A 25,584-nucleotide genomic window follows, 5' to 3' on the forward strand; every position below is an offset into this window, starting at 1 on the left:
TAGGCATGAAGAAGTTAGCCAGAACCAGTTTATATTAGTGTGTTCCTTGTCTTTCTATAATCTAATCAGTTCATAAACCGTTTAATGGCCTCAAGGCGTGCTTTATGATGACAATCTTCACATGTAAATGAAGTGCCTTTTCGCTCTTTGACGAGCTTATAAAGAGTAGATCCTTCATAAACATGGAATGTTCGTTTGCAACTGTAACAAATTAACTCATAACTGAAGGTCACATCCCATCAACTCCTTTTACAGAAATCATTTCCCTGACAGTATACCATTCCCGTCCTTAAATGTTAGATCGAGCTCATGTTAACTTCATACAAATACCAAAAATGATTAATTTAGTAACTAAATAGCGCTACAATTAGAATGACAAAGCTGGTGGATGCACTTCTATAACCAATGAACGAAAGGAGTACTCTCTATGAAAAAAGCGATAACCACTGTTGTTGTAAGTTTATTAACCGTAGTAGTGATCGTATTGATTATTCAATATTCCGCTCCAAAGAGCGCACAAGTCGGCTATGCAGCACCAGACTTTCGAATTAATACGATAAATCATGAGCAAACCGTATCACTTCACGATTATGATGAAAGCTTTATCATCGTTAATTTATGGGCTTCGTGGTGTGACAGGTGCAAAGATAACTTTCCGTTATTAGATGACTTAGACGATTACTATGATGACGAACAAGTAAAAGTTCTCGCCGTTAATGTGGAAAGTTTAGAGTTTAATGATCATGGGGTAGCAGAGTTTTTACAAGAGCAGCACTACAACCTATCATTTTTACAAAGTAATGAGGCGTTTGAAACTAGCTATCCTTACTTAACTGGAGTCCCTACGACGTATTTTATTGACGAAGATAACATCGTTATAGACGCTATGTCTGGTGAGTTGAATTCGAAAGCAATAGAGAAAAAAATAGAACATTACTTTGAGTATAAGAATGAATGATGGATTGGGAACGTAACGTTGCTTGGTTTACAAGAGAATTAAGTTGTCATTTTAAGCGCATCGTAAATGATATGATGACACAAGTTGAATTAGGGGTGAGGAACGTTGAAAACGCGAAGAAATCCATGGCTGATTTGTTTATCAATACTTTTAACAATCGTAGGTTTTACACTTGTGGCATTGCAGTTATTGAATATCGTAGGAATTATTGAACGGGCATTTCCTTTTATTGTTGCAACAGGTATGTTAATAGGATTAGCAACAATGTTGAATCTTTGTTTATATAAAGTCATGATGAAACAAAGGTTGTATCAATAATTAAATGAATAATGTGTGAATTTTGTTGGGCTTAGGTGACCTTTGCATGGGCGTGATATAAATGAGAAAAAGTAAATGAGCAATCACCTGGATTTTTTGTGTTGTTTTTATATTTTCATTATTAACGTTACTACATAAGGGACCACTGAGCATGAAAACTGTTATGGATTCTTTGTGGGAAGAGCATCATGTACAGAGTACATGTTGGTGACACAGATCCTGTTATTGCTGTACCGGTCTATGACCAAGAAGAGATAGTAGAAGTAGAAAAGCATCTTGAACAGAATCTCTCTAAAGCGAACATAAAACAATACCGTCTTCATGTCTTTCTTTACCAGATGATAAAGAATTTCGGGACAATGCAAGGGGACTGTAGCACACTTTTAGCGATTTATTATTGTGAATGATTTAGGAGAGAGGTGATCAAATGAAGTATTTTTATGGAGTATTAGCAGTACTTGGAACAATACTCCCCTATTCTCAGTTGTTACCTTGGCTTTATAGTTATGGTTTTAGTATGTCGCAGTTTTTTGCTGAAATGAGCCAATCAAGAATGGGAGCATTTGCTTGGTGGGATGTCATCATCTCAATTATCGTCGTCATCGGTTTTATTATTTACGAAGGAAAGCGAAAGGGCATGAAGCATCTTTGGGTTCCGATTATTGCTTCATTCACGGTTGGAGTTTCTTTGGCCTTGCCTCTATTTCTACTGTTGCGACAAATTCATATAGAGAAGCAAGAGAAAAATCAAGCGTGAATTAATAAAACAGCTCTAATAAAACGAGCTGCTTCTTAACGTCTACGTATTCACTGTATAATGTAATTCCACGAATTGATTAAACGTCTGCGTCCCTTTTAATGAAAGATCTAACGTATCGTCACCAGCTTTAAACAATGGAATTCCATTACCGATGATTCTCGGAGCAATTGTGACAATTAATTCGTCAATTAACTTTTCTCGTATAAAGTGAGAGAGTAATTCTCCTCCACCTACAAGCCAAATGTTATTGCCTTTCTCGTGGTTTAACTTCTGAATAAAATGTGATACATCGTCATTAACAAACGTTACATGCTCGGTATTTTCAACAGTGGAACGTGTGAATACGTAGCACTCTTTGTCTTTATAAGGGAATTCTCCAGCTTGTTCGTTCATTACCCAATCGTACGTTCTTTTACCCATGACAACGGTATCAACGGTTTCATAGAACTCGGAAGTTCCGTTATCACCCTCGCCTTCTACGTTAAATAACCATTCTAGTGATTCATCTTCTGTAGCAATGTATCCATCTAAACTTGATGCAATAAATACGACGACTTTTCGATTCATAACCATCACCTTTCTTTTTGCTGTAAGGTAAGTATACAATTAAAACATGACACCTTTTGTCATATTAAAAGATCTATTTATATTTTCACCTAAGGGGATTAATTGTATGAGAGCAGATCGATTGTTGACCATTATGATCTTGTTGCAAAACAGAGGGAAAATGACAGCCAAGGAATTGGCTGATGAACTAGAGGTATCAGATCGCACGATCCTAAGAGATATGGATGCGCTGAGCACAGCAGGGATTCCCATTGTCTCGGAACGGGGAAAAGATGGAGGTTGGCGATTAGTAGATAACTTTCGCAGTCAATTGAGTGGACTCAACACAGATAACATGAAATCGTTATTTCTTTTCCCATCAGGAAACGTACTTGAAGACTTAGGGTTAAATCGTGGAGCCTTAGACACTCGCCAGAAGTTACTAGCGGCAATCCCAGGTACATATCGAGATGAGGCAGAAGCGATCTGGGAAAGAATTCATATTGATTCAAGTACGTGGCGAGCGTCCAAAGAGAACCTTGATGCATTAAAGACCGTCCAACAAGCGGTTTGGGAAAGTAAGAAGTTAACCATTCTCTATGAACAAGCAGGTGGGGAACAAAATGAACGAGTGGTTGAACCGTTAGGGCTCGTAGCAAAGGGGAATACTTGGTATCTCGTTGCAATAAGAGATACGGAATTTCGTAATTACAGAGTGTCCCGCATACACAATGCCATCGTTCATAACGAAACCTTTATAAGACCAGCTAATTTCATATTGGCTGCGTACTGGGAACAGTCAAAGGAAGAATTCATTCAACGTTTACCAGCCTACGACGTCCAAGTTGAAATTCATCCATCCGTGATGAAACGGCTATATTTTACGAGTAAGTTTGTTCAAGTGATAAAAAAAAAAAGTTCAAATCCAGATCAGTGGATCGAGGCAACGTTAAGATTTAATGCAGAACAAGAAGCTGTCGAATTCATCGTGGGATTTGGCAATAAAATGAAGGTTATTGCTCCAAAGGAGTTGAAAAGTAAAGTGGTATCGTTAGCAAATTCCGTAATTGATTTTTACAAAGAGTAATTAGGAAATCTTCATAAATAAGGATTGGAGGTACACCATTGTTACTGATTTTAAGACTTGTGATAGCCATCGTAGTTGTCGTGTTATCGGTAATTAGTATCATTACTGAAAACTATGATTTTAGCAAGTATACAATAGGGCTTTTAGGGATTATGTTTATCATCATGGGGGTCGATGAATTTAAAAAAGATCGTAGTTTTTTTGCGATCTTCTGCTTCCTAGTAGCACTCTTTTCGTTGTACGTTTCAATAAATAACTTCCTAACGAGTTAGAAATGACATGTTGAAAGTTACCCAGTTGTCCAATGAGTAGAGCGTTATGAACTATGGGGGTGGATAAAGATTGGCTCATTTGTCTTTTATTTGATCTTCAATAGCGTGTTTTGTATCGTACTTACTTTTGTTCATGAAACCGGGCATTACCTTCTTGGTAGGTATATAGGAATTCCAAAAGAGAAAATACGTATTAAGATGAAAACGCTTCTACCTCATGTAGCGATTAAGAAACATGGGAATTGGATTTCACCTCTCCAGTATGAAGCATATAAAGAGGCTTATTTCGAATACGATCGAGACGGTCATTATTCATTTCGGTTTATTAATGCGGGATTTATTGCGGAATTGGTATTTATATTGATCTGTGTACCTATCTTCAATGTTGTTATAGGTTATCCTCCGTTAAGCATCTCCTTACTTCTAACAGCACTTGTTATCTACATTGTTTATTTAGGGATGAGCATTGTTATGACGATCAGAACAAGGAATCCTTGGGGAGACTTTGGTGCAATGTGGCACATATCAAAACTTCAATCAGCGATACTCATTTTGCTATCAATAGCAATTAAAGCTAGTTTGCTAGTATATTCAATCTCTTTGGTGTGATCCATAGAATAGTAAGCATTGCTGCTATTCACCCCATAACTTGCCGACGATTAACAACCGTAAACCGACAAAAATGAGACCAAAAATAGCACCTGTCAGCACATATACTAAAATTGAAGTAACAGATCGTGCGTCACCAAAGAGCATGGACCAAATCATATACAGTAGCGGCATTGCAATTGTTGGGATTAGAATAAAAAGAAGAACGGTTAGAAAACGATTCATACGATCACCTCTTGTTATCCAATACCCGAGTTCACTGAAACAATGTCATAACAATTCGACAAATGATTCAGATGTAAAGGCATAGCACGCGTTGATTTTCACAAGAAACTTACTATACAATTAAGAGTACGACTCATATAAAGGTGAACCATTTTGAAGAAAACAGATGAAACGGCCTCCTAAATCATTGTTAAGCACTAATTTAGGAGGCAAATAAAAATGACATTTAATCCGATTACTCTTGAGAATTGGGAACGCAAAGAATACTTTAATCACTATTTAAATCAACAAACGACATTTAGCATGACAACAGATATAGAGATTAGTTCATTTAAAGCAGCAATTAAAAGAAAAGGATACAAATTCTACCCAACATTTATTTACATGGTGACAGAAGTCATTAATGCAAATGAATCATTTCGAATAAGTTTCAATGAGGAAGGCAAGCTCGGCTATTGGGAGAAATTAATTCCCCTCTATACCGTTTTTGATGACCAAAAACAATCGTTTTCTAACCTTTGGACAGATTCAACAGGCAACGTTTTAACTTTCCAAGAAGACTATGATCGTGATGTAGCCGAGTACAATCACATTGGTGGTCTATTTCCCAAGACCCCGATCCCAGCCAATACATTTCCGATATCAATGATTCCATGGAACTCTTTTAGTGGATTTAATTTGAATGTCGGTAATGGTGGCAATTTCTTATTGCCAATTATTACGGCGGGAAAATATTATTCTAAAGGTACAGCAACGTATTTGCCAGTTTCATTACAAGTGCATCACGCGGTTTGTGATGGCTATCATGCAGCATCATTTATGAATCAATTGCAAGAATTAGCGAATACCACAAATGAATGGTTATAAATGTACTAGAAAACAGCTGTGTTTGTTCACAGCTGTTTTTTTAATGAAGGAGCGAGCTGTAGGGTTCTTCCGTGGGTTCTTTAGTTTTTAGTTACTTATCTACATGTGTTAATGTAAAATAAAAAATGTTCTGTTAATGGTGTTCGAAAAAGCCTTTTATTTATGGAGGTATAAACAGATGAGTAACGAAACAAACAAAAAAGCAAAGGCTACAAAGAAGGATTGGTTCTCAGTGTTAGCTGAAATTGCCGTTTATGTTGGAGCGTTTATTCGTGGTTTCTTTAAGTAACAATCCAATCGTAATGAAAATCTGTTTAAAGTACTGCAGTGAAATTAATCTTAAGCTCTATCTTGCAAGTGTTGCTCTTTACTTCTATTCCATTTATTTTTTGGCTGTTAACCGCAAGAAAAGACGTAAAGTTCTTTGGCTACATTGGCTTACATCGAATAAAGATGAATACGTCTGTTTTAAAATATAGTGCGTACTTCATCGGAATGATTTTCCTTATGCTAGCTATTATCGGGTTGATGGCAGTCAGTGGACTGAGTGACTCCAGTGACATTGCAATCGCACAATTCGCAGGATACGGTATCGTAGCAATCATCCCGGCGTTGTTTTATGCATTTATCCAAACTGGTTTATCCGAAGAGATCTTTTTTCGTGGATTTGTTGCGAAGAGGCTTATAAACAAGCTAGGTTTTCGTTTAGGCAACTTCGTGCAAGCATTCATTTTTGGAGTCGTGCACGGCATCATGTTTATTTTTATCACTAACTTCTTAGTAGCAATGATGATTATTACCGTAACAGGCGTTTGTGCTTATCTTTTAGGTTGGATGAACGAAATGAAGTCTGGAGGATCAATTTTACCGAGTTGGTTAATCCATTCAGTCGGCAACTTTATTGGCGCGATTTTTATTATGTTTAACATCATATAAAAGGGAGGCGTGAAAATGGAAGTATGGGACGCGATCACGAACTACCGTACTGATTTGAATCTTGGAGATGTGGAGAGAATTAATGGTTGGGTTTCAGATGACTTTATTGGGTATTTTGGATATTACAATGACGTTGATTATCGTGTGTATAGAGGGCAAGAGTATCGTGATGACAATGTACAAACATTTATAGGATACCAAGGAAAAAATCCTACATTCGAGTATAACGACCTTACATATAATCTACGTAAGCACGATGAATTGATTCTGACAGCAACGATTGATTTCTATCTTGAAGGTCAGAAGCAAACGACTGTGTTGACAGTGGAGGTATTCAAAAAAGAAACGACAGGCTGGAAGCTTTATCGTCAACATATGGAACATTACGGGTAAGCAGTTGGCTAATCGGATTCATCCTACTATTCTCATTACGTAAACAATGAATGGTAGTATACTTTGTGAAAAGGATGATCCGATGTTTAACCCTAAATTTCACTCAAAAGAAGGTTACGATCAAGCAATAGGAGAACTCATGTACATGCTCGAATTAACAAGAACGATGACAGAATTTGAACTTTCTGAGTTAACAACGATTGAATTGGATTTTCTTCATGATCATAATAGTAACTCAATTGGTATGTTACTTTCACATATGGCATCGATTGAATATTTACACCAAGTCATGTCGTTTGTAGATCGCATGTTCAATGAGCAGGAAGAGAAAGAATGGACAACAGCCTTGCAAATGGGTGAGCAAAGAAGAACAGAGATTCATTCTAATGATTTACCGTACTATTTAGAAAAGCTGAGTAAGGTAAGGCAAGTGACTTATGATTTCCTTAAAGAGCAAGATGACCAATGGCTCTATGAAGAGAGGCATTTTCCAGATGGAACACCGTACAATAACTATTATTTATGGTTTCATGTTATTGAAGATGAAATCAGTCATAGAGGTCAGATAAAATTAATTAGACGTTTAATAAAAGAAAAGGCGACCGTAAATTAAACACATTCAGCAACTGAGCGCAAGTAAGGCTTAAGAGCCTGGTTGCGCTTATTATTTGATTGATTTAACGGCATAATGTAATAGGGGTGATGTCATGGAATTACTTGAAAAAGGTAAGGCAATCAGCGCGTACTATCGTAACAATCCAAACGTTGATTTAGTCATGATTGCAGGTTCAGTATCACGAGGGTGGGCGGACCACTTATCGGATATTGAGATCTATGTGCTTTGGAACGAAGCCCCAACAGACGAGGATCGAAAGGAGCCAATAAAAGAGTTACAAGGAGAAATAATTGAGTTTCACCCTTTTGAAGAGGATGAATGGTCAGAAAGTTATGTGAATTAACATGTGAAGTATGAAATTAGCAACTTCTTAACCAAACGCGTACAAGAAATTGTGAACGAAGTTACAAAGGAATATGACACTTCAATAGATAAGCAATTAATAGTCTCGAGTATTAAAAGTGGCATTCCAGTCTTAGGGAATGAATTGTACGATGAACTTGTGGCACAAGTGACCCCATACCCTAGAGAACTAACGATCGCGATGATACATAAGTATATGAAACTAACGAATCGATGGAATGATCGTGAAGCGTTGATGAAAAGATGATTGGTTCATATTGAAGCAAGTCATTAGTTCAGTTCAACTGAATTATAACTATATGTTCTATGCCATCAATCAAGAATACATCCAACACCCGGTCTTTAAATGGAACAGTCAGGTAATCAGTCAATTCAGGCTCAAACCAAACAACTTAGAAGAGCGACTAGAAAGGATTAATTTTGGCCCACTTAAAAAAAGTATCTTAGAATTAGAGTTGCTTCTAAATGAGTTGTATCTGCTGGTTGAGAATCATTATCCAGAAGTTGTCCTTGAGAATACTAACAGTTCGTAAGCAACTTTAGAAAAGTTAACTACGTAAGGCAAAGAAGCAAGTTATTCATTATTAAATGACTTGCTTCTTTGTTCAATTAGTATTGTTACTCGACATTAATAAAAAAAGTACTCGCATAGAGGGTAATGATTAGAAGTAAGAACGTATTCATCATCACACCAAGAATCCCTAATATTTTCCCACCGATCGCAGCTGAAGTCTTCTTTCCGTTAGAATACGTAATGGCTATAATGCCAAAAACGATTCCAATGTAAGGGATGAGTAAAGATAATACGCTAAAGACGAATGCTTTACGGTCATCTTCAAGAAATCTTAGAGGAGATCTAAGAATAGGAACACCTCCAAAGTCTATGGCTGATAACAGCAAAGGATCAAGTATGAGTGCAAAGAAAATTACGGAGTAAATCGCTTACTTTTGCTTAACAAAATATTGATATAATCGAATGATGAGGACGATAATTAGGATAAGAATTATGAAAGCAATCACTGAAGTAATGACGGCTCCCCAGTCAATGCCAGTACTTAATACTTCGATTTTATCTTCTCCTTTCGAACGAATCATTGAGATAATTGTAACAAACAAGAATATGGTTATGTGTTTTATCGGTGATCTAGAAAGGGACGATTTGAAAGGTTCATGCTCTCTATACCTAAGAGTAGTGGAAGTAGCATGACAATAACTCCAATAATCATGATGATGCTTTCGAATAACCTCGAGAAGAAGTCGTCTGTAAAGGTCATCCCTTGTTTTAAAACAAGTCAACGACATCGGGAGCTTAATTAGGTATCGTTGCTTTTTCTAAAATAATGTATTAGTATTTAGTAAACTGATCGGTCAGTTTACTATGCCGATCACTAACATTGAAGGGGAATATTCATTATGGCTCGACCAGTAGGACAAGGCGAACAGACAAAGAAACGTATTGTGGAAAAAGCAAAGGTGATTTTTGAACGTAAAGGGTACGCGGCAACTTCGATGGAAGATATTCGTGAGTATTCTCAGATAAGCAAAGGCAGCATCTATTATCATTTTAAGAGTAAGGAAGAGCTCTTTTTGTATACCGTTGAGAAGGCGTCTGAATCATGGAGAATGGAGTGGGAGAAAGAAGCCAATCAACTTGCTACAGCAACCGAGAAACTATACCTTCTCGCTCGATTTTATGCTTCGGATATGCAAAATCCGATTTCAAAAATTGTACCTGAATATATGGGTTCGGAAAATATCGAAGAAATGGTGAAAGAAAAGCTGATCCATCTTGTTCAGCCGGAGTATGATGTTTTTTATGAAATTATAAATGAAGGTTTACGCAATCAAGAGTTTGTGAGTAATAAAAAGGCTGAAGATATCTCGCATATTCTTTATAGTACACTCACAGGTATGAGTATTACACAGTTCCTTGGTTACGATGAGGAGAAGTTCTATTTGCTTTATCAGAATGCGATCGAAATCTTTTTGAATGGGATTAAAAACTAAACCCTACGCCTCATAATTGTGAGGCTATTTTTATCGAGGTTAATAAACCGAACGGTCAGTTTATTTTATTGTGAAAGGAGAATTTTATGTCAGCAATCGTTTTGTATATCATTGTTTTCATTATTGCAGCTACACCCTTTTTAGAATCGACGTTAATTATTCCTATAGGGATATTGGCAGGCCTTAATCCATGGAGTGTTACCATGATTAGTATCATTGGGAATTTAATGACCTTTTTAATCGCAATTACCCTGTCTGAGCAATATATAAGATGGTTAGAAAATCGACCGAAAAACAAAAAGAATGAAAAGAGCGATAAAAAGAAAAAAGCAGTTAAACTTTGGAAACGATACGGATTACCTGGTCTTGCAGTTATTCATCCTGTGACGGTTGGAAGTAGTCATGCAACGGCTTTAATTGCTCGTTCATTAGGAGCCTCTAAAAAGTCCACCACATTATGGATCGGTGGAAGTATCATCGTTTGGGCGATTGTTTTTGCTGTACTTTCAATTGTTGGCGCAGATTTTATATACTCTCAAATCGACTCCGATGGACTTCTTAATCGTTGGTTCAATTTAAATTAATCTTAATGCAAATCAGTATCATAGAATAAAGCAAAGACTACTTCAGGTCTAATGATGACCTAAAGTAGCCTTTTATCCATCGTGTTATTCTGGTTTAGGTTCTTTCCAGCCTCTGCTGAATAAATAGCGATCGCCTTTCTCTAGTGGCCCGTTTTTCATAAACAAATAAGAAAGCAGTACAAACAGTACAGAAATGCCAGCTAAAATGTGAACGAATGCGAGTTGTTCAGTAATGAAAAATTCGAAGAGGGGACCGAGGTCTGCAAAAAAGAACGTTGCGAGCGAAGCAATTAACAGAACAGCACCTACACTTAACGTTCGTACTGTACCGAGGTTAAAGTAAACTGTTTGTGCGAGCACTCCAATACCGAAGAGAATGAACAGCCATAATGCATCAACCCATAGATATAAGAAGGGATTTGATTCATTCACAAGGTCTCCCATGTGAAAGATATACCCTTGATTTAATACGTAAGGACTTAAATAGTAAAATCCATTTAAGGTAAGGACGCCCAGTATAGTATAAATCGTTACAGAAAGATAAGTTGAAATCATAAATTGTTTTCTTGTGCCTCCTAATGAAAGAATACATTTGTATCCTTTCATCAAAAAGAAAGGAAAGAAGAGAAAAATGGCATAGAATGGGCCGAATAGGACCCCTATATTCTCATTTCCATCAGCATAGAAACTCAAAAAAACAAACAATCCCATTAAAGCAATTGTTATACCCGCGTTTATAAGGAATGTCGGTTTCATTTCTTTAAAAATGAGGCGGAAAGGTCCTTTAAGTGTATTCATACTTTCGTCGTCCCCTTTTTTGTTAGGTTCACGAGGTAGTCTTGAAGTGGTGCTTTTTCGATCTTGATGCCTGTTGCTTCCGTGCGCGTGATTAAGCTGTCGTCATAATCATCATCAATCATGACATGAAGTTGCTTGCCGATCTTGCGTTCCTCAAGAACGTTGCTCGTTCCGATCATCGATTTAACAGCTTCCACTGGTCCTGTTAGGAGGACTCCTTGTCGCTTTAGTTTCTCTGTTTCTTCATAGCGAGTGATGGTGTGTTGATTGATCAAGGCGATTTTTCACAGAGTGGTTCAACTTCATCAATGTGATGGGTTGATAACATAATCAGACGTGGAGAATCTTCATACGTATCCAATAACACATCATAAAAGGTTTTGCGCATACTAGCATCCAGACCATTTGCTGGTTCATCCATAATCGTAACGGGTGCTTTACTCGCAAGTCCTAACGTAATTTTAATCATGCTTTTCATACCTTTGGAGAAGTTTCTGATCTTCTTTCTCCTCGGTAACTCAAACACATCTACTAAATGTTCGGCAAATGATTGGTCCCAATTTGCATTGAAATAAGAACCGAAACGTAGTGCGTCATCAACATCCCATAAATCTGAAAATGGATGGTCTTCTTGCATGAACGTAACATGATTCATTGCATCTGGATTGTTATATGGCTGACCCCATCTACACTGATTGTTCCTTGATTTGGTTGTTCCATACCGGAAAGCAACTTCATTAGCGTTGTTTTCCCAGAGCCGCTACGCCCCCATAATCCGATGATCATCGGTTCGCTTTCGTGGAATGAAACGTTTTGCAAGGTTAATGCATTCCCATATGAAAACGACAAATTATCAATTTTAATCATCATAATCCTCCTCGATCAATTGAATAAATTCTTCTTTTGACATTTGAAGTCGTTTCGCTTCGCTCAGTGTGGGCTTAACGTATTGAAGATAAAATTCTTCTTTACGCTTAGTGAGTAGCTGTGCCTTTGCTCCGTCTGCGACAAACATCCCAACACCTCGTTGTTTATAGGCATAACCGGCCTCAACAAGCATGGATAGTCCTTTTTGTACGGTTGCCCGGTTCACTTGATAAAACTTAGAGATCTCTGTTGTTGATGGAATTTGCTCTCCTTCAAGCAATTCGCCATCAACGATATCATCAGCAATCATATCGAAGATTTGCTGGAAAATTGGTTTTGACTCATCTAGAACAGACTTCACTAAACGCTCCTTTCTCACTTCTGTGTTGAGTGGTTGATTAGTTGTGTAATCAACTATACATACAGAAGGTCATCTTGTAAAGTGTGATCTACCGAATTACCATTTATTGATAAACGTTTGGTGAAAAGAATGGTCAATAATTTGGGGAATAGCAGTGAGGAGATTATGAATGGCAAGGTCGTTTTAAGTATTTTTGTAGTGTTTGGTAGTTGTAACGGGTTTATTCGCTACGAATAGAGGGGCTATATTGTTGGTATTCATCTTCGATTAAGATTGAAGTCAATTGACAAAACTACGAGTTAATCATACCTTTAAAACAAGGTAACTAAATGAACGAGACTACATATAAGTACAGAAGGACTGGGGATCTATGGCACCACAAAATAAAGAACAACTCGATCAGAAGAAACATGAACGCAAAGCACAAATTATGCGTGCTGCGATTAAAGTATTTGCTGAAAACGGGATTAAACTGACAAAAATCAGTATGATTGCAAAAGAAGCGAAAGTGAGCCACGGCTCGTCTATCATTACTTTACTTCTAAAGATGAGATATTGTATGCAAGTCTAGATTGGGCAGTTGAAGAGCATAAATCTGCAAAGCTTTTTCAAGAACTGAATGATCATGAGGTTAGTCCGCTTGAACAAATTAAGCAGTTCACTCTATTTGCATTTACAGAGAGTGATACAGAAATTAGCAATGGCGTGTTTCGGATTATCCAGAATTTAAGTTCTACGAATGACCTACCTGAACATTTAGAGCAATTCGTAGAAAAAGCAGGACAATTCTACATCGAATCTTTGTATCCTCTTTTTGTCGAAGGACAGAATTCTGGAGAGATTATTAAAGGTGATCCGGAAGAGTTGTTGGGTATTTATTTGACAGTATTGTCCGGCATAATGGCAGATGATCCAGCGTTTTGGAAGGATAATACAGAGCAAAAAGTTGGCATTTTAATTAGGATGATCTCGGAAAGATAATTGTTATAAAAAAGATTGACATAAAAATAGAGCATACGTATTATTAAATTGACTGAATGAGTCAGTCAAAAAATTTTGTTGTTAAATTGACTGAATAAGTCAATCGACATAAAAGGAGAGATCTTTCATGACTGATCCGGTCATCTCAGTACAGTACATTAAGAAAAGATATGGTGAGCACCTCGTGCTAGACGGACTGAGTTTTCATGTGGAACGAGGTTCAATCTTTGCTTTATTAGGCGAAAATGGCGCTGGGAAAACGACGATGGTTCGTATTTTAGCGACGTTAATCAAAGCTGATAGTGGATCTGCAAAAATCGGGGGATATGATACCGACAGTGAATCCGTGTCTGTAAAGAAATTAATAAGTTTGACTGGTCAATACGCAGCAGTTGATGAGTTGCTCACTGGTGAAGAGAATTTGCAAATGATCGGCCAATTAAATCACTTGGATCACCGTACGGTTAAAGCACGCACAGTAGAGCTACTCGAACAATTTGACTTGAGTGGTGCTGCTAAAAAACGAGTCAGTACGTATTCAGGAGGAATGCGCCGTCGACTTGATATTGCAATCAGCTTGTTTGCGAATCCTGAAGTAATCTTCTTAGATGAGCCAACTACCGGTCTGGATCCTCGTAGCCGCAAAAACATGTGGGAATTAATTCGTAAACTGGCTGATCGTGGCGTGACGATCTTCTTAACAACGCAGTATTTGGAAGAAGCAGATCAACTTGCGGATAAAATTGCGGTTATGAATAACGGGAAAATCATTGAAACGGGAACCTCGGAACAATTAAAAAGCATCATTGGAAAGGAAAAGCTGGAGTTAACGTTCCAAGACCAAGCTTCTTTCGATGAAGCAAGTAAAGTCATCAAAGGGCAAATAAACGAAAGTGAGAAGCTCATTTCTGTTGAGACAGAAGGTTCAACGGAAATTTTACGTCGCCTTTTGAATACGTTGCATGAAAATCAAATAGAACCCGTTGCCATGCATTTCCGTAAACCGACATTGGACGACGTATTTCTTGAGATTACAGGCAAATCAGCTAAAGGAGCTTCGTCAAATGACTAATTTAAGATTATATTGGGCTGCGATGGACGGATGGACGATGACGAGACGTAGCATAAAGCATATCGTTCGAGAAAAGGAATCCCTAATGATGGCTATTGGATTACCAGTCGCTATTATGATTATGTTCGTTGCAGTGTTTGGAGGAGCGATTCAAACTGGAACGGACTATGTCAATTATGTTGTTCCAGGTGTCATTATTACGTGTGCAGGCTTTGGAAGTTCGATTATCGCTGTAAGTGTTACGCAAGACATGATTGGTGGGTTATTTGAACGCCTACGCAGCATGCCACTTCATCCATCTTCGTTAATGGTCGGCCATGTGATTGGTGGTTTCGTTCGGAATGCGATTGCTACGACTGTCGTTATTCTAGTCGCACTACTGATTGGTTTTCAGCCAGAGGCAGGGGTAGTAGAGTGGTTAGGAGTTATTGGTATCTTAACCTTATTTATGCTTTCTCTTAATTGGTTATTTGTCGTATTTGGATTGCTTGTAAAAAATGTAGAAACAGCCAACGCGATCACATTTCCGATGTTGTTTCTGCCCTATGTGAGTAGCGCATTTGTACCTACTGAAACGATGCCTTCATGGCTGCACACCTTTGCAGAAAATCAACCGATGACCCCGTTAATTGAGACATTACGCGGACTTCTTCTCGGTACACCGATTGGCACGAACCTGTGGTTATCCATTGCTTGGTTCGGGGGATTGCTCATCATTTCGTTTATTGTCGCAACGATTTTATTTAAGAAGAGAAAAGCTGAGTAGAGATTATTAAATGGACGTCGTTCACTTAAAGTGAACGACGTCCTTCTTCCAAAAGCTCCTCTGATTGCAAGGGGACAATCCAATCGTCTGGTACTTCCATCCACACCTCATTTCCCTCATAGAGAAAATGAACTTCCCAGTTTCCAGACGTGTAGAATGAAACTTCTTCGGTGTTATCATCAAAGGACGCACTAGTATTTACATGAACCCAATTAACTCCAGGTAACCCGCTTGCAGATGAATGTAGTTCGGAGAGCTCAATAGTCGTGGGAGTAATAGATTCTGCTCCTTGTTGAAGAGTGTAATTGAACTGTACAGCTCGTTCGAGATCAGGCAAATGCTCATCCAAATAAGATGTGTGGGTATTAGAGTCACCGGCTTCGCTAATGGGCTCTTTAAGTTCTGGTTCAATCGCAACATCACCGTCACCTTGCTGCGGTCCTTCATCAATTGATTGACGGATGTGCTGCAAAAGTTCCTCAGTCTCGTCATAGTCAAGCTCTACCATGTCATCACTGCCAAGCAGTGTGTCTTCCATGACCACAAGTGTAAGTCCGTATTTCTCACCTAATTCTTCGATTTCTTCAGAAGCATTGTTGCATCCAGTAAGTAAGGTAAAAACAGCTACGCTTGATAAAGTTTTCATGACATATCTAATACGAAACCCTCCTAATTAAAAAATTAACCTGCAAAAGGAGCCTAGAAGAAAAAGTAAAACAATATGATACATAGCACAATGATGAATGCGAGGGTGAAGACTCTTGAAAGGCAGCTTCCTTGAGCGAATGTTTCGGGTCTTCCAACGATCGCTTTATCAACGGATTCACCGATCTTTTCTTTTGGTTCGTTCTTCTTTGAATGATAATCTGAATTATTGGTCATCTCGAAACACTCCTATAATGCGTTGGTCTTCTTCAGAACAATTACCCTTATTAATGGTTCTTAAAAACGAACGTTATTGAAACACTACGGTGAATATGGTGTAATTGCTAACAGTATTTTTAACTTAGGGGAGTCGTTACAAGGCATGAGAGTTTTTATGAAGGAGTTTTCTTATTATTTAGCGGCTATCGGATTGGCGATTTTATTCTCAATTGTTGTGTCATTTTTGAATCCGTTAATAAGAGCAATTTCTGATCTAGTGTTCGGAACAACGTTGTTGGATTCAGGGAACTTTTCTATTGTGGCGAGCGGTCTATTTTTATCACTTATATTGTTAGTAGTGATTGTTCCTGTAGTAATTGTATTTTATCCTATAGGGATCCTCATTAAATATATAGTACTTAGCGCGCGGGGAACTCGAAAACATAGAAACCAAAGGCACGAAGCGTAAGGCATGAGAGTTCTTAATAAAAGAAGGTGTTTCTTCACAGGTCTATATAACAATGAAGTCCTTCTTTAATGTCTTCTCTTAAGTCACTGCTATTTATCTTTGGTTTGTTTATACTTAAGTGAAGCATAGGTTAATAATGAGATAATCGTACACACAGTTAACATACCGAGCAGGGTCGTGAGATTTATGGCGTTACGGCTAATCAGTTCAGTAAATATCATAATGAAAAATAGGCCTAATCCGATGAATAGAGCTTTTTTAGCCATGGGGACCTCCGATCTTTTTTAATATGTTTACCCGATTTTGCAGCTCCAAAAGCAAGTCATCTTGAATCTTTAGAGTGAATATAGAGTCGTTTGTAGTGACATTACTTATTGAAGGAGAAGTTATGGATAACATAGCAAATCAAGTTGCCAACTATATTAATCATCTTGATAAAAAAATCGTAATCGGAATTTCGGGTCATGGTGCTTCTGGGAAAACGACATTTGCAAATCATCTTCGAGAGTTGATTGATGAGCAACATGTCAATTATATGAATACGGACCCTTACATCATTGGCTCTGAACTTAGAAAGTACGCGACAATCGAGTATGAATTTGATCAAAAACGACATGCGTCTAAAATGACAGCGTGCCATCCAGCAGCCCACCATGTCGTCTCCTTAGAAAGAGATCTTACGATGATTCAAGAGGGATTAGATTTTAAAACGATCCAAACGCATTATATGGAAAGTGCGTTAGTATCATCTGATAACAAAGTTAGTATTGTGGAAGGGATGAGTACTGCATTTGTAGATCCAGGTTTATTTGATTTGAAGATTTACCTTTATACAGATGGAGAAACTGAGTTTATGAGAAGGGGCATTCGAGATGTGTCCGAAAGAGGCATGAACATCGAGTATTTAAAACAATCTCATAACCAACGAAGAATTCAATATGAATTATTTATGCATGCTTATCATGGGGCATTTGATCTTGTTATCAAGAATACGAATCACAGCTATGTTATAGAAAAAGACAGCTTGAACCTTTGTTAGATCAATTGGTCGTTCTTCAATAAAATGGAAATGGATGATGCTTAAGAATCATCTAATTCGCTTAACAATCCAAAATTTCATAAAAAACTTGGAACGTTCTTATTTATATGGTATGATCATTATTAACTAGTTTTGTTACGAAGAAAACAGAAAGCAAGCAACTTTCATCTAGAGTTTCACTTTGAGCAAGAATAGTAATAAATCGTGTAATGCATGTGCAAAGCACTAGGAGGCAACAATCATGGAACAAGGTACAGTAAAATGGTTTAACGCAGACAAAGGTTTTGGATTTATTGAGCGTGAAGGTAACGAAGACGTATTCGTACACTTCTCTGCAATCCAAACTGACGGATTCAAAACTTTAGATGAAGGTCAAAAAGTTAGCTTTGAAATCACTCAAGGTGACCGTGGACCTCAAGCTGCAAACGTTTCAAAAGAAGGCTAATAACCGATTAAAACAGACTCTTTGAGTCTGTTTTTTTATTGGTTGATAGGGAGTAAAGGGGATGACGTTACATCAAAGTCACAATACACAATTGCTTGAGCAATTAGCTCGCTTAGCTAAGCAGCTTAATGAAAACAATATTACTTGGGCGATTGGAGGATCATTACTCCTTTCGCAATACGGGATCGTGAAGAAAGTAAATGACATCGATGTGCTAGTGTCTGAGAAAGATGTAGGTCGTACGAAGACAATCATTGATACGATTGGGAATGAAAAGGAAGTTCAAAAGTATTCACCTTTTCGGACCAGTTATTTCTATAAATATACGATGAATGATGTCGAAGTCGATCTTATGAGTGGATTCGCTTTGGAACACGAAAGTGGCGTATACATACTCTCACTAACCCCAAATTCAATTGTTACGTGTACGCAAATTAACGGTGTAAGCATTCCGCTCTGTACGTTAGAAGATTGGTACATCTTATACAGTTTGATGCCTAATAAAGAAGAGAAAGAATTGCTTTTATTTCGTTATTTGCAGGCACATGGCATTTCTAGTAAGCAATTGTTGATCGAAGCGTGTAGACAGCCATTGCCGGATAGAGTTAGGGGTAATGTAAAACAGCTTCTTAAAAGCGTGAATCCATAGAATGATTTGTTTGTTGTGACATTAACGTGTTAAGGAGGTCATGTCATGCCTACGTGCTCAAACTGTAAGCAAGAATGGGGGTGGAGATTATCCATCAAAAATCATTCTCAATTTATGGGATGAGTTGCCCTTATTGTGATCAGGTACAGTATTTATCAAAAAATGCGAAAAGAAAAACATCGTTTTTAGCATTTTTACCGTTGCTCGTTCCATTATTAAATCTGTTAACAAATTTAGGCTTCTTAGCAACCATCATGATCTTCTTATCCGTGTCTTTGCTTTTCATGTCATTGTATCCATTTTTGATGGAGTTATCTAATGAAGATCAATTGGGATTTTGAATGTTTATTTTATAAGGAAGGGCTTGCCTTGAAGTACTTAAGGCGAGACCTTTCTTTTTTGATTATGATCATGAGGGAAATTTATTCAATTGTCATAGTGCTGCTTCCTATATTATTATGGAGTAGTTGCTATAAATCGTGTCGTGAATATGTGTGATAAGAAAGACCGAGAGACGAAAAGGTAGGGAAGTACGATGACAGAAAATTTCTGGCGTGATTTACCACGTCCATTCTTTATATTAGCTCCGATGGAAGACGTTACGGACGTTGTGTTTCGTCACGTCGTAAGTGAAGCCGCAAGACCAGATGTGTTTTTTACGGAGTTTACGAATTCTGAAAGTTATTGCCATCCAGATGGAAAGCAAAGTGTTCGCGGTCGCTTGACGTTTACTGAAGACGAACAGCCGATGGTTGCTCATATTTGGGGTGACAAACCTGAATTCTTCGAGGAAATGAGTATCGGCATGGCAAAAGAAGGATTTAAAGGAATCGACCTTAATATGGGCTGCCCGGTTCAAAATGTGGCAGGGAATGGAAAAGGAAGCGGATTAATTCGCCGTCCAGACGTCGTTGCTGAACTCATTCAAGCAGCCAAAGCTGGGGGACTGCCTGTAAGCGTAAAGACGAGACTTGGCTATACGTATGTGGATGAATGGCGTGAGTGGTTAGCACATGTACTAAAGCAAGACATTGCAAACTTGTCTATTCATTTACGTACGAAGAAGGAAATGAGCAAAGTCGACGCGCACTGGGAGCTCATTCCAGAGATCAAAAAACTCCGAGATGAGATTGCACCTGACACACTGTTGACGATCAATGGTGATATTCCTAACCGCCAAGTCGGCTTAGAACTCGTTGAGAAGTACGGAGTCGACGGTGTCATGATTGGACGAGGCATCTTTACCAACCCATTTGCATTCGAAAAAGAGCCTAGAGAGCATAGCAGTGAAGAGTTACTCGATCTTCTCCGCTTGCAACTCGACCTTCACGATAAATACCACGAGATTGAATCCCGTGCGTTTAAACCGCTTCACCGCTTCTTCAAAATCTATGTACGTGATTTCCGCGGAGCAAGTGAGTTAAGAAATCAACTGATGAACTCAAGTTCAACAGATGAAGTACGTTCACTCCTTGATACGTTCCAAGCTGAAAAACAAGAGACATTATAATTTGGAAACGCCCTTCAAAGTTCACTTTGAAGGGCGTTTTGTTGGTCATGAGACTAAAACTTTGTCGAGGTCCTGTTGTCTTGCACCACGGTCCCGGGCTCTTGCACCACGGTCCTGAGCTCTTGCTCCACGGTCCTGTTGTCTTGCACCGCGGTCCTGTTGTCTTGCACCATGGTCCCGGGCTCTTGCACCACGGTCCTGTTGTCTTGCACCGCGGTCCTGAGTTCTTGCACCATGGTCCCGGGCTCTTGCACAATCCCCTGATCTCTAGCCTCATGCAAAAAGGCATAGCTCTTTATAAGCTATGCCATGAATGATACTTTGTAATTTGCATGTCTTCGTAACAAAGAAACGTTCATTTGATAAAAAGCTGCATGCATTGAATCGTTGCTACTATCAAAATTCAGCACACCAGAGTTCAATTTCAATTTTTAACTCGGGTAATCCCAAAGCTGAGATGTAAGCCACAGTCATAGCTGGATAGGCGGACGGAAACAGTTCATCCCATTGAGCGTCTAAGAAGTTCCAATCGATTTGTTCGGTCGCCCAAATGTTAACTTTAATTATATTTTTTTCACTTAATTTCTCTGATGTAAGGATTTTCTGTATGTTTGAAAATGTATTCGTGACTTGATCGTTTAATTCAGGTGGGACATTGCCATCTGAATCTGTTCCGATTTGACCTGATGTGACGACTAAATCGGCACCTTTTAGAACTCGTGTCACATGACTGTAATTCCCTACGGGCTTAGCCATTGAATCTGGATTTTTCCTACTGATGTTTTGCATTGTATACCCTCACTTCTAGAGTTTTTCTGCTCGTTTTCTTAAAAAAAGATAGACTTCACCAATATCATGAATTTTAGAAGAAAACAGCAGTAGAGAATCCATAGCCGAAAGATAAAAACATGAGAATTTTCTTCTTCATAGCTTGGACACTCCTTTTCTCCATTTTGTAAGGTTTATTTTTTCGTTTTCTTAAGTGTTTTCATAAGAACGTAAACAATAAAAATGGTAAGTACAACGATCGCAAGTAGTGTAACGATCTGAATGGCGATTGTTGCTACAGCAATTTCTGAGTGTGTCACCTAATTACCCCTATTCATGTGTGCTGTTCCTATAATCGTACCAAAGAGTTCTAGTTAATTAAATGAATTGGGTAAAAAACTTCTGCATGCGAAGACGTGTTTGAATATCACATGTAGTGTAAAAATATTGTGATAAAATAGACCTAACATTTAATATGGGGGTTAGAAGAATGGAAATGGTAACGCCACAACGTTTAAATAAGAGTGACACGGTTGCCGTATTGTCCCCATCAGCAGGGGTGCCAAGCGTATTCCCACATATCTTTGATCAAGGAATACATATTTTAGAACAGGAACTCAATTTAAAAGTTAAGGAAATGGATACTGCCCGTGCAGCTGCTGAACAACTACATCAAAACCCAAAACAGAGAGCAGAAGATATCAATCGAGCATTTGCTGATCCGGAGATAAAAGCAATTTTCTCTTCAATAGGTGGTGATGATTCAATAAGAATTCTCCCCTATTTAGACACGGATTTAATAATGAAAAATCCTAAGATTATCATGGGGCATCGGATAACACGACGTTTTTAACCTATTTGAATCAATTAGGAATGGTGACGTATTACGGTCCTACGGTTATGGCTGGTATTTCGCAGCTTCATCGTTTAGAAGAGAATTATAAACGCCATATTCAAGATTTGTTGTTTCACCCGAGTGACACGTATGAGTTTCAACCGTATACACAATGGTCTGAGGGATATCCTGATTGGGCAGATCCCAACAACACAGGTGAAATCAATGCAAATAAACTGAATACAGAGGGCTGGCGTTGGTTACAAGGTGAAGGGATTAACAGCGGGAAGTTGTACGGAGGCTGTATTGAAGTATTGGAAATGTTAAAAGGGACAAGGTTCTTTTGTGATGTTGAGTTTTTTAATGATAAGATTTTATTCCTAGAAAATGCTGAAGGCACAACGACAGTCGAGCACATTAGACGGACCATTCGTAGCTATGGCATGCAAGGGATGCTCGAACGAATCCAAGCTCTCTTAATCGGAAGAGCTAGAGATTATTCTGATCAAGAAAAACAACAATTAGATGATGCGATTATTAGCGTCGTTCGGGATGAATTTCAAAACCATACGTTGCCGGTCATCACAAATGTTGATTTTGGTCACACAGATCCGATGTTCATCTTGCCTATGGGAATTCGTACTGAGATCAACTGTGACGAGAAGCGAATCAGGTTGGTGGAGCCTAGTGTGTTGTAAAAGTGAATGCCAAGCCCGTTCAAGAAAAGTAGCTTACAGTAATGATTTTTCGAATCATTACTAGATTATGTTGGAGGGTACCAATGATCATTCGTAATGTCATACGTTCAGATTATGAACTCGTCTCGCCGCGATTAAATGAGTGGTGGGGTGGCAGGCAAATGTCGGACATGTTGCCAAGATTATTTTTTGAGCATTTTAATGATTCGAGCTTTATTGCTGAAGTTGAAGGGGAGGTCATAGGCTTTCTAATAGGTTTCCTTTCTCAGACTCATAAGGATGAAGCGTACATCCATTTCGTCGGTGTGAATCCAAATCATCGCAAACGAGGGGTTGCTAGGGAGCTTTACCACACGTTCTTTACTTACGTTCTAAAAGAAGAGCGGTCAATTGTGCGCTGTATTACGTCGCCTGTAAATAAAACATCAGTCGCGTACCATACAACGATGGGATTCTACATTGAACAAGGCGATAAAGAAATCGATCACGTACACGTTAAGTCAGATTACGATGGACCTGGTGAAGATCGGGTAATGTTTGTGAAGGAACTTGAGTATTCGACATGTGGAAAATGCAAATAGACTTGTCAGAACAGTTGACAAAACGATGCGTGATCGTCAACTTGGAATGACTGAAAGGAATTCAGTGATGCAAATCTTCTTAGCGGTACTTTTTTCTGGAATAATTAGTGCAATCACAGTAAGTTCAATCATTAAAGTGCATTACTCATTGCACACCAAAGAAAAGAAATTTCTAAACGTCAATTCGCTTCTATGGCAACTTTGAGTACGATCGTTGGGTTAGTGTTTTAACAGTTCTACAAGCTTTATATGACTCTATTTTTACATATTTCAATAGCCTCACCTAAAAGAACATCTCTATAAAGAAGCGATTAAAAAGGAGATGAGAGTATGACCTTAGAAGTTGGCAGCACACTTAGTTTTAGTCGTACATTTACGAAAGAAGATGTTGATACGTTCACGAAGCTTTCTCTTGATGAAGGTGTTCATCATGTAAATCCTGATGAGAACGGGAACGTAATTGTTCAAGGGTTATTAACCGCAACGCTTCCAACGAAGATTGGGGGAGAGAATGACGTTCTTGCGCATACGATGAATTTCAATTTTCTTAAGCCAGTAGTCACTGGAGACACAATTTCATGTGTTGTGACCATTGATAAATATACAAAGAAAGACAGTGGACGAAGATCGATAACGGCTTCATTTCGTTGTATCAATCAAGATCACATTGAAGTCATGACAGGGTTATTTGCAGGCGTTATAAAATAACTTGATGTAAATAAGGAACGATTCAGATGCTTACTTTCTTGGATGATCGTAATGGCTTGTACTATATTTGGATATAGTAAGAGTGTTTTTAGGTTCGAATGGAGGAAGTTATGGATCAACGTAGGTATTTTTCCATTGGTGAGGTATCAAAATTAAAAAATGTAACGATTAAGGCGCTTCGTTATTATCATACGATTGGTTTGCTTAATCCAGCTTATATCAATCCTGACAATGGTTATCGATATTATACGATAGGTCAATTCATTTACATAGACATTATAAAACTTTGCCAACAAAGCAATGTCACAATCAAAGAGATTAAAGCTTTATTTGAAAAAGCAGATACGAATGAACTAAAGCTTTTCTTGGAAAAGAAGAGTAAAGAAATTGAAGAAGAGATGGTAAGTCTAGAGCAACTTCAGAAACGAATAAGTTTATTGCAGAGCACCATTCATTCTTCAGAAGTTGAACGTAAAAAAGAGGGTATTCACATACAAGCATTTGAAGAGCGGCACCTTTTACGTTCACCTACACAAGCTGGAGAACTAAATGAGGTTTTATCATTTGATCAGTTAGACGAGCAGTTAGCTGAATTTACGAATCATACATTCGAGTACGGGTTAATTTATACATTTTTGCACGACGAGCTGAACGTTCGTGACGTATTTCGAATGATTACCGTAGAAGACTATCAATTGCTAAAAGAAACTGCGACGGTTTCAGTGTTGCCAAGCGGACAGTACGTAACGGTAAATTGTACGAAGGAATCTGAGGAAGAAGCGCTACATTTGTTGGTAGACTATTTAAAGACGAACGGTCGGGAGTACCATGATCTATACATGTTGTACTTAGTGACGGACGTATTTAATCAAGATAATTATCATGCTCAATTCCAAGTAAACATTCAGCCACCCCATGACATAAGGTGGGCTGAACTTGGTGTGCCTAAAACGTATATTCATAAATGAAATTTGTGTTCTTAAATGCACCATCAGGGAGATCAAACGCGGTGACTTCTTCGTCTAGACAAACAAAGCCATTATGATCATAAAACCGTAGTTACTCATCGTGTCGGTATAGACATAGATCTTGTTTGTGTTCGTTTCGGTAAAATATGAAAAGAGCTCATTCAGCAATTTCTTTCCAACTTTTTTTCCTCGAGCTTGTTCAGATACAGCAAAGAATTCTAAACAACCTTGGAATTCATGTTCTTTGCCTTGAATTAATTTCTTGTAGGCCTCATTCGTTGAGTTCGTTAATTGAACGAACAAATCTCGGTCGTCGTCTTCTTGGTTGAGTAAGTGTAGCATTTCCTTCGTATAATCTTCTTGCAACATGCGATATGTCGGTGCCTCGCCAACTCTTGAACCGAAAATCACACCAACAACTTCTCCGTCTAACGTCGCAACTCTTCCGAAGCTGCTTTTATTTAAGATTGGACTTACAAACATCATCGTAACAGCAGCATCCAATAACTGTTCATCCTCAATAAACCCTTTAGCAAAAGCTTCGATGGTAATCGTTTTGATCGATTCAATATCTTCTTTTCTTACTTCTCTAATCTCAACGTTCATGTTATAGCCTCCTTTGATTGATTACTTGTAGTGTAAGGCCTCCCCTATAGGGAGAGTC

40 protein-coding genes are annotated in these 25,584 nt (G+C 38.2%); 28 read left to right on the forward strand and 12 right to left on the reverse strand.

Annotated elements, in window-relative coordinates; all coding sequences use genetic code 11:
- The first annotated feature begins 427 nt into the window (after positions 1-427).
- The 4 genes from JCM19038_RS13940 to JCM19038_RS13955 all read left to right on the forward strand — a co-directional run bounded on the left by JCM19038_RS13940 (position 428) and on the right by JCM19038_RS13955 (position 2,033).
- The gene (locus JCM19038_RS13940) at positions 428-958 is read left to right on the forward strand and encodes a TlpA disulfide reductase family protein (RefSeq protein ID WP_042419116.1); all 531 of its coding nucleotides are present in this window, start codon (positions 428-430) and stop codon (positions 956-958) included.
- Between the two features lie 105 nt (positions 959-1,063).
- Positions 1,064-1,276 carry a hypothetical protein gene (locus JCM19038_RS13945; RefSeq protein WP_042419118.1) on the forward strand — a complete coding sequence of 71 codons (213 nt, stop codon included), beginning with the start codon at positions 1,064-1,066 and terminating at the stop codon, positions 1,274-1,276.
- Positions 1,277-1,464: 188 nt separating this feature from the next.
- Entirely contained in the window at positions 1,465-1,683 is a 219-nt protein-coding gene (locus tag JCM19038_RS13950; RefSeq protein WP_042419122.1) for a hypothetical protein, read from the forward strand.
- A 20-nt stretch (positions 1,684-1,703) separates the two neighbouring features.
- On the forward strand, positions 1,704-2,033 hold the full coding sequence (locus tag JCM19038_RS13955; RefSeq protein ID WP_042419126.1) for a DUF2834 domain-containing protein: 330 nt from the start codon (positions 1,704-1,706) through the stop codon (positions 2,031-2,033).
- Positions 2,034-2,075: 42 nt separating this feature from the next.
- On the opposite strand, the gene JCM19038_RS13960 is transcribed toward JCM19038_RS13955, so the two are convergent.
- A complete protein-coding gene (locus JCM19038_RS13960; RefSeq protein ID WP_042419308.1) occupies positions 2,076-2,609 on the reverse strand; it encodes a dihydrofolate reductase family protein in 534 nt (177 codons plus the stop codon).
- A 100-nt stretch (positions 2,610-2,709) separates the two neighbouring features.
- Between JCM19038_RS13960 and JCM19038_RS13965 the strand changes: the two genes are divergently transcribed.
- A complete protein-coding gene (locus JCM19038_RS13965) occupies positions 2,710-3,669 on the forward strand; it encodes a YafY family protein (RefSeq protein ID WP_042419129.1) in 960 nt (319 codons plus the stop codon).
- Positions 3,670-3,707: 38 nt separating this feature from the next.
- Positions 3,708-3,941, forward strand: a complete 234-nt coding sequence (locus tag JCM19038_RS13970) for a YczI family protein (protein WP_042419132.1) — start codon at positions 3,708-3,710, stop codon at positions 3,939-3,941.
- A 633-nt stretch (positions 3,942-4,574) separates the two neighbouring features.
- On the opposite strand, the gene JCM19038_RS13980 is transcribed toward JCM19038_RS13970, so the two are convergent.
- The gene (locus tag JCM19038_RS13980; RefSeq protein ID WP_042419138.1) at positions 4,575-4,775 is read right to left on the reverse strand and encodes a hypothetical protein; all 201 of its coding nucleotides are present in this window, start codon (positions 4,773-4,775) and stop codon (positions 4,575-4,577) included.
- Positions 4,776-4,994: 219 nt separating this feature from the next.
- On the opposite strand from JCM19038_RS13980, the gene catA reads away from it, so the two are divergent.
- From catA to JCM19038_RS14020, 8 genes are all read left to right on the forward strand, one after another.
- Positions 4,995-5,642, forward strand: coding sequence for a type A chloramphenicol O-acetyltransferase (gene catA / locus JCM19038_RS13985; protein ID WP_042419141.1), 648 nt, complete (start codon positions 4,995-4,997; stop codon positions 5,640-5,642).
- A gap of 327 nt (positions 5,643-5,969) precedes the next feature.
- Positions 5,970-6,578, forward strand: coding sequence for a CPBP family intramembrane glutamic endopeptidase (locus JCM19038_RS13990; RefSeq protein ID WP_042419143.1), 609 nt, complete (start codon positions 5,970-5,972; stop codon positions 6,576-6,578).
- A gap of 15 nt (positions 6,579-6,593) precedes the next feature.
- A complete protein-coding gene (locus tag JCM19038_RS13995) occupies positions 6,594-6,971 on the forward strand; it encodes a DUF4440 domain-containing protein (RefSeq protein ID WP_152549455.1) in 378 nt (125 codons plus the stop codon).
- Positions 6,972-7,053: 82 nt separating this feature from the next.
- The gene (locus JCM19038_RS14000; protein ID WP_042419148.1) at positions 7,054-7,584 is read left to right on the forward strand and encodes a DinB family protein; all 531 of its coding nucleotides are present in this window, start codon (positions 7,054-7,056) and stop codon (positions 7,582-7,584) included.
- Between the two features lie 94 nt (positions 7,585-7,678).
- A complete protein-coding gene (locus tag JCM19038_RS21025; protein ID WP_052361676.1) occupies positions 7,679-7,930 on the forward strand; it encodes a hypothetical protein in 252 nt (83 codons plus the stop codon).
- A 3-nt stretch (positions 7,931-7,933) separates the two neighbouring features.
- Positions 7,934-8,197 (forward strand): hypothetical protein, encoded by a 264-nt coding sequence (locus tag JCM19038_RS21030; RefSeq protein ID WP_052361678.1) that lies wholly within the window; start codon positions 7,934-7,936, stop codon positions 8,195-8,197.
- A 1,166-nt stretch (positions 8,198-9,363) separates the two neighbouring features.
- On the forward strand, positions 9,364-9,957 hold the full coding sequence (locus JCM19038_RS14015; RefSeq protein ID WP_042419150.1) for a TetR/AcrR family transcriptional regulator: 594 nt from the start codon (positions 9,364-9,366) through the stop codon (positions 9,955-9,957).
- Between the two features lie 86 nt (positions 9,958-10,043).
- Positions 10,044-10,541 carry a small multi-drug export protein gene (locus tag JCM19038_RS14020; RefSeq protein ID WP_042419151.1) on the forward strand — a complete coding sequence of 166 codons (498 nt, stop codon included), beginning with the start codon at positions 10,044-10,046 and terminating at the stop codon, positions 10,539-10,541.
- An 84-nt stretch (positions 10,542-10,625) separates the two neighbouring features.
- Here the strand turns inward: JCM19038_RS14020 and JCM19038_RS14025 are convergent, their stop codons facing one another.
- From JCM19038_RS14025 to JCM19038_RS14035, 5 genes are read right to left on the reverse strand one after another with little or no spacing between them, the layout of a single operon-like run.
- Positions 10,626-11,339 (reverse strand): hypothetical protein, encoded by a 714-nt coding sequence (locus JCM19038_RS14025; protein ID WP_042419153.1) that lies wholly within the window; start codon positions 11,337-11,339, stop codon positions 10,626-10,628.
- Positions 11,336-11,614, reverse strand: coding sequence for a hypothetical protein (locus tag JCM19038_RS23765; RefSeq protein ID WP_238554420.1), 279 nt, complete (start codon positions 11,612-11,614; stop codon positions 11,336-11,338). The genes JCM19038_RS14025 and JCM19038_RS23765 overlap by 4 nt, the downstream gene beginning before the upstream one ends.
- Positions 11,611-11,994 carry an AAA family ATPase gene (locus tag JCM19038_RS23770; protein WP_238554421.1) on the reverse strand — a complete coding sequence of 128 codons (384 nt, stop codon included), beginning with the start codon at positions 11,992-11,994 and terminating at the stop codon, positions 11,611-11,613. Before JCM19038_RS23770 ends, JCM19038_RS23765 begins: the two co-directional genes overlap by 4 nt.
- Positions 11,991-12,206: an ATP-binding cassette domain-containing protein gene (locus tag JCM19038_RS23775; RefSeq protein ID WP_238554422.1), complete on the reverse strand. Its 216-nt coding sequence runs from the start codon at positions 12,204-12,206 to the stop codon at positions 11,991-11,993. Before JCM19038_RS23775 ends, JCM19038_RS23770 begins: the two co-directional genes overlap by 4 nt.
- The gene (locus JCM19038_RS14035; protein ID WP_042419156.1) at positions 12,199-12,567 is read right to left on the reverse strand and encodes a GntR family transcriptional regulator; all 369 of its coding nucleotides are present in this window, start codon (positions 12,565-12,567) and stop codon (positions 12,199-12,201) included. The genes JCM19038_RS23775 and JCM19038_RS14035 overlap by 8 nt, the downstream gene beginning before the upstream one ends.
- A 370-nt stretch (positions 12,568-12,937) precedes the next feature.
- On the opposite strand from JCM19038_RS14035, the gene JCM19038_RS21040 reads away from it, so the two are divergent.
- From JCM19038_RS21040 to JCM19038_RS14050, 4 genes are all read left to right on the forward strand, one after another.
- Positions 12,938-13,138: a TetR/AcrR family transcriptional regulator gene (locus JCM19038_RS21040; protein WP_052361683.1), complete on the forward strand. Its 201-nt coding sequence runs from the start codon at positions 12,938-12,940 to the stop codon at positions 13,136-13,138.
- Positions 13,123-13,548 carry a hypothetical protein gene (locus JCM19038_RS14040; protein ID WP_052361686.1) on the forward strand — a complete coding sequence of 142 codons (426 nt, stop codon included), beginning with the start codon at positions 13,123-13,125 and terminating at the stop codon, positions 13,546-13,548. Before JCM19038_RS21040 ends, JCM19038_RS14040 begins: the two co-directional genes overlap by 16 nt.
- 127 nt (positions 13,549-13,675) lie before the next feature.
- A complete protein-coding gene (locus JCM19038_RS14045; RefSeq protein WP_042419159.1) occupies positions 13,676-14,620 on the forward strand; it encodes a daunorubicin resistance protein DrrA family ABC transporter ATP-binding protein in 945 nt (314 codons plus the stop codon).
- Positions 14,613-15,386 (forward strand): ABC transporter permease, encoded by a 774-nt coding sequence (locus tag JCM19038_RS14050; protein WP_042419161.1) that lies wholly within the window; start codon positions 14,613-14,615, stop codon positions 15,384-15,386. Before JCM19038_RS14045 ends, JCM19038_RS14050 begins: the two co-directional genes overlap by 8 nt.
- 25 nt (positions 15,387-15,411) lie before the next feature.
- On the opposite strand, the gene JCM19038_RS14055 is transcribed toward JCM19038_RS14050, so the two are convergent.
- Together JCM19038_RS14055 and JCM19038_RS14060 are read right to left on the reverse strand one after the other, a co-directional pair.
- On the reverse strand, positions 15,412-16,032 hold the full coding sequence (locus JCM19038_RS14055; protein ID WP_042419163.1) for a hypothetical protein: 621 nt from the start codon (positions 16,030-16,032) through the stop codon (positions 15,412-15,414).
- A gap of 53 nt (positions 16,033-16,085) precedes the next feature.
- Positions 16,086-16,268 (reverse strand): hypothetical protein, encoded by a 183-nt coding sequence (locus JCM19038_RS14060; RefSeq protein WP_042419167.1) that lies wholly within the window; start codon positions 16,266-16,268, stop codon positions 16,086-16,088.
- 839 nt (positions 16,269-17,107) lie between these two features.
- On the opposite strand from JCM19038_RS14060, the gene JCM19038_RS14070 reads away from it, so the two are divergent.
- From JCM19038_RS14070 to JCM19038_RS22385, 5 genes are all read left to right on the forward strand, one after another.
- Positions 17,108-17,758: a uridine kinase gene (locus JCM19038_RS14070; RefSeq protein ID WP_042419174.1), complete on the forward strand. Its 651-nt coding sequence runs from the start codon at positions 17,108-17,110 to the stop codon at positions 17,756-17,758.
- A 241-nt stretch (positions 17,759-17,999) separates the two neighbouring features.
- Positions 18,000-18,203 carry a cold-shock protein gene (locus JCM19038_RS14075; protein WP_042360192.1) on the forward strand — a complete coding sequence of 68 codons (204 nt, stop codon included), beginning with the start codon at positions 18,000-18,002 and terminating at the stop codon, positions 18,201-18,203.
- 61 nt (positions 18,204-18,264) lie between these two features.
- Positions 18,265-18,852 (forward strand): nucleotidyltransferase, encoded by a 588-nt coding sequence (locus JCM19038_RS14080; RefSeq protein WP_042419177.1) that lies wholly within the window; start codon positions 18,265-18,267, stop codon positions 18,850-18,852.
- A gap of 535 nt (positions 18,853-19,387) precedes the next feature.
- Positions 19,388-20,362, forward strand: a complete 975-nt coding sequence (locus JCM19038_RS14085; protein WP_042419179.1) for a tRNA-dihydrouridine synthase — start codon at positions 19,388-19,390, stop codon at positions 20,360-20,362.
- A gap of 47 nt (positions 20,363-20,409) precedes the next feature.
- On the forward strand, positions 20,410-20,679 hold the full coding sequence (locus tag JCM19038_RS22385; protein ID WP_152549456.1) for a hypothetical protein: 270 nt from the start codon (positions 20,410-20,412) through the stop codon (positions 20,677-20,679).
- 79 nt (positions 20,680-20,758) lie between these two features.
- Here the strand turns inward: JCM19038_RS22385 and JCM19038_RS14095 are convergent, their stop codons facing one another.
- Both JCM19038_RS14095 and JCM19038_RS24525 read right to left on the reverse strand, forming a co-directional pair.
- Positions 20,759-21,151, reverse strand: coding sequence for a RidA family protein (locus tag JCM19038_RS14095; RefSeq protein WP_042419184.1), 393 nt, complete (start codon positions 21,149-21,151; stop codon positions 20,759-20,761).
- 173 nt (positions 21,152-21,324) lie between these two features.
- Entirely contained in the window at positions 21,325-21,450 is a 126-nt protein-coding gene (locus tag JCM19038_RS24525) for a hypothetical protein (protein ID WP_255343385.1), read from the reverse strand.
- A 170-nt stretch (positions 21,451-21,620) separates the two neighbouring features.
- On the opposite strand from JCM19038_RS24525, the gene JCM19038_RS21045 reads away from it, so the two are divergent.
- The 5 genes from JCM19038_RS21045 to JCM19038_RS14120 all read left to right on the forward strand — a co-directional run bounded on the left by JCM19038_RS21045 (position 21,621) and on the right by JCM19038_RS14120 (position 24,920).
- Positions 21,621-21,983 (forward strand): LD-carboxypeptidase, encoded by a 363-nt coding sequence (locus JCM19038_RS21045; RefSeq protein WP_052361688.1) that lies wholly within the window; start codon positions 21,621-21,623, stop codon positions 21,981-21,983.
- Between the two features lie 5 nt (positions 21,984-21,988).
- A complete protein-coding gene (locus JCM19038_RS21050; RefSeq protein ID WP_052361689.1) occupies positions 21,989-22,663 on the forward strand; it encodes a hypothetical protein in 675 nt (224 codons plus the stop codon).
- Between the two features lie 83 nt (positions 22,664-22,746).
- Positions 22,747-23,244 (forward strand): GNAT family N-acetyltransferase, encoded by a 498-nt coding sequence (locus JCM19038_RS14105; RefSeq protein ID WP_042419187.1) that lies wholly within the window; start codon positions 22,747-22,749, stop codon positions 23,242-23,244.
- 330 nt (positions 23,245-23,574) lie between these two features.
- On the forward strand, positions 23,575-23,952 hold the full coding sequence (locus JCM19038_RS14115; RefSeq protein WP_042419194.1) for an enoyl-CoA hydratase: 378 nt from the start codon (positions 23,575-23,577) through the stop codon (positions 23,950-23,952).
- Positions 23,953-24,062: 110 nt separating this feature from the next.
- Positions 24,063-24,920 (forward strand): MerR family DNA-binding transcriptional regulator, encoded by an 858-nt coding sequence (locus JCM19038_RS14120; RefSeq protein ID WP_042419196.1) that lies wholly within the window; start codon positions 24,063-24,065, stop codon positions 24,918-24,920.
- A 54-nt stretch (positions 24,921-24,974) separates the two neighbouring features.
- Here JCM19038_RS14120 and JCM19038_RS14125 read toward each other — a convergent pair whose 3' ends face one another.
- Complete coding sequence (locus tag JCM19038_RS14125) at positions 24,975-25,526, reverse strand: GNAT family N-acetyltransferase (protein WP_238554423.1); 552 nt, start codon at positions 25,524-25,526, stop codon at positions 24,975-24,977.
- Between the last annotated feature and the right edge of the window lie 58 nt (positions 25,527-25,584).

This window comes from Geomicrobium sp. JCM 19038, from assembly GCF_000698125.1.
Taxonomy (GTDB): domain Bacteria; phylum Bacillota; class Bacilli; order Bacillales; family Marinococcaceae; genus Geomicrobium_A.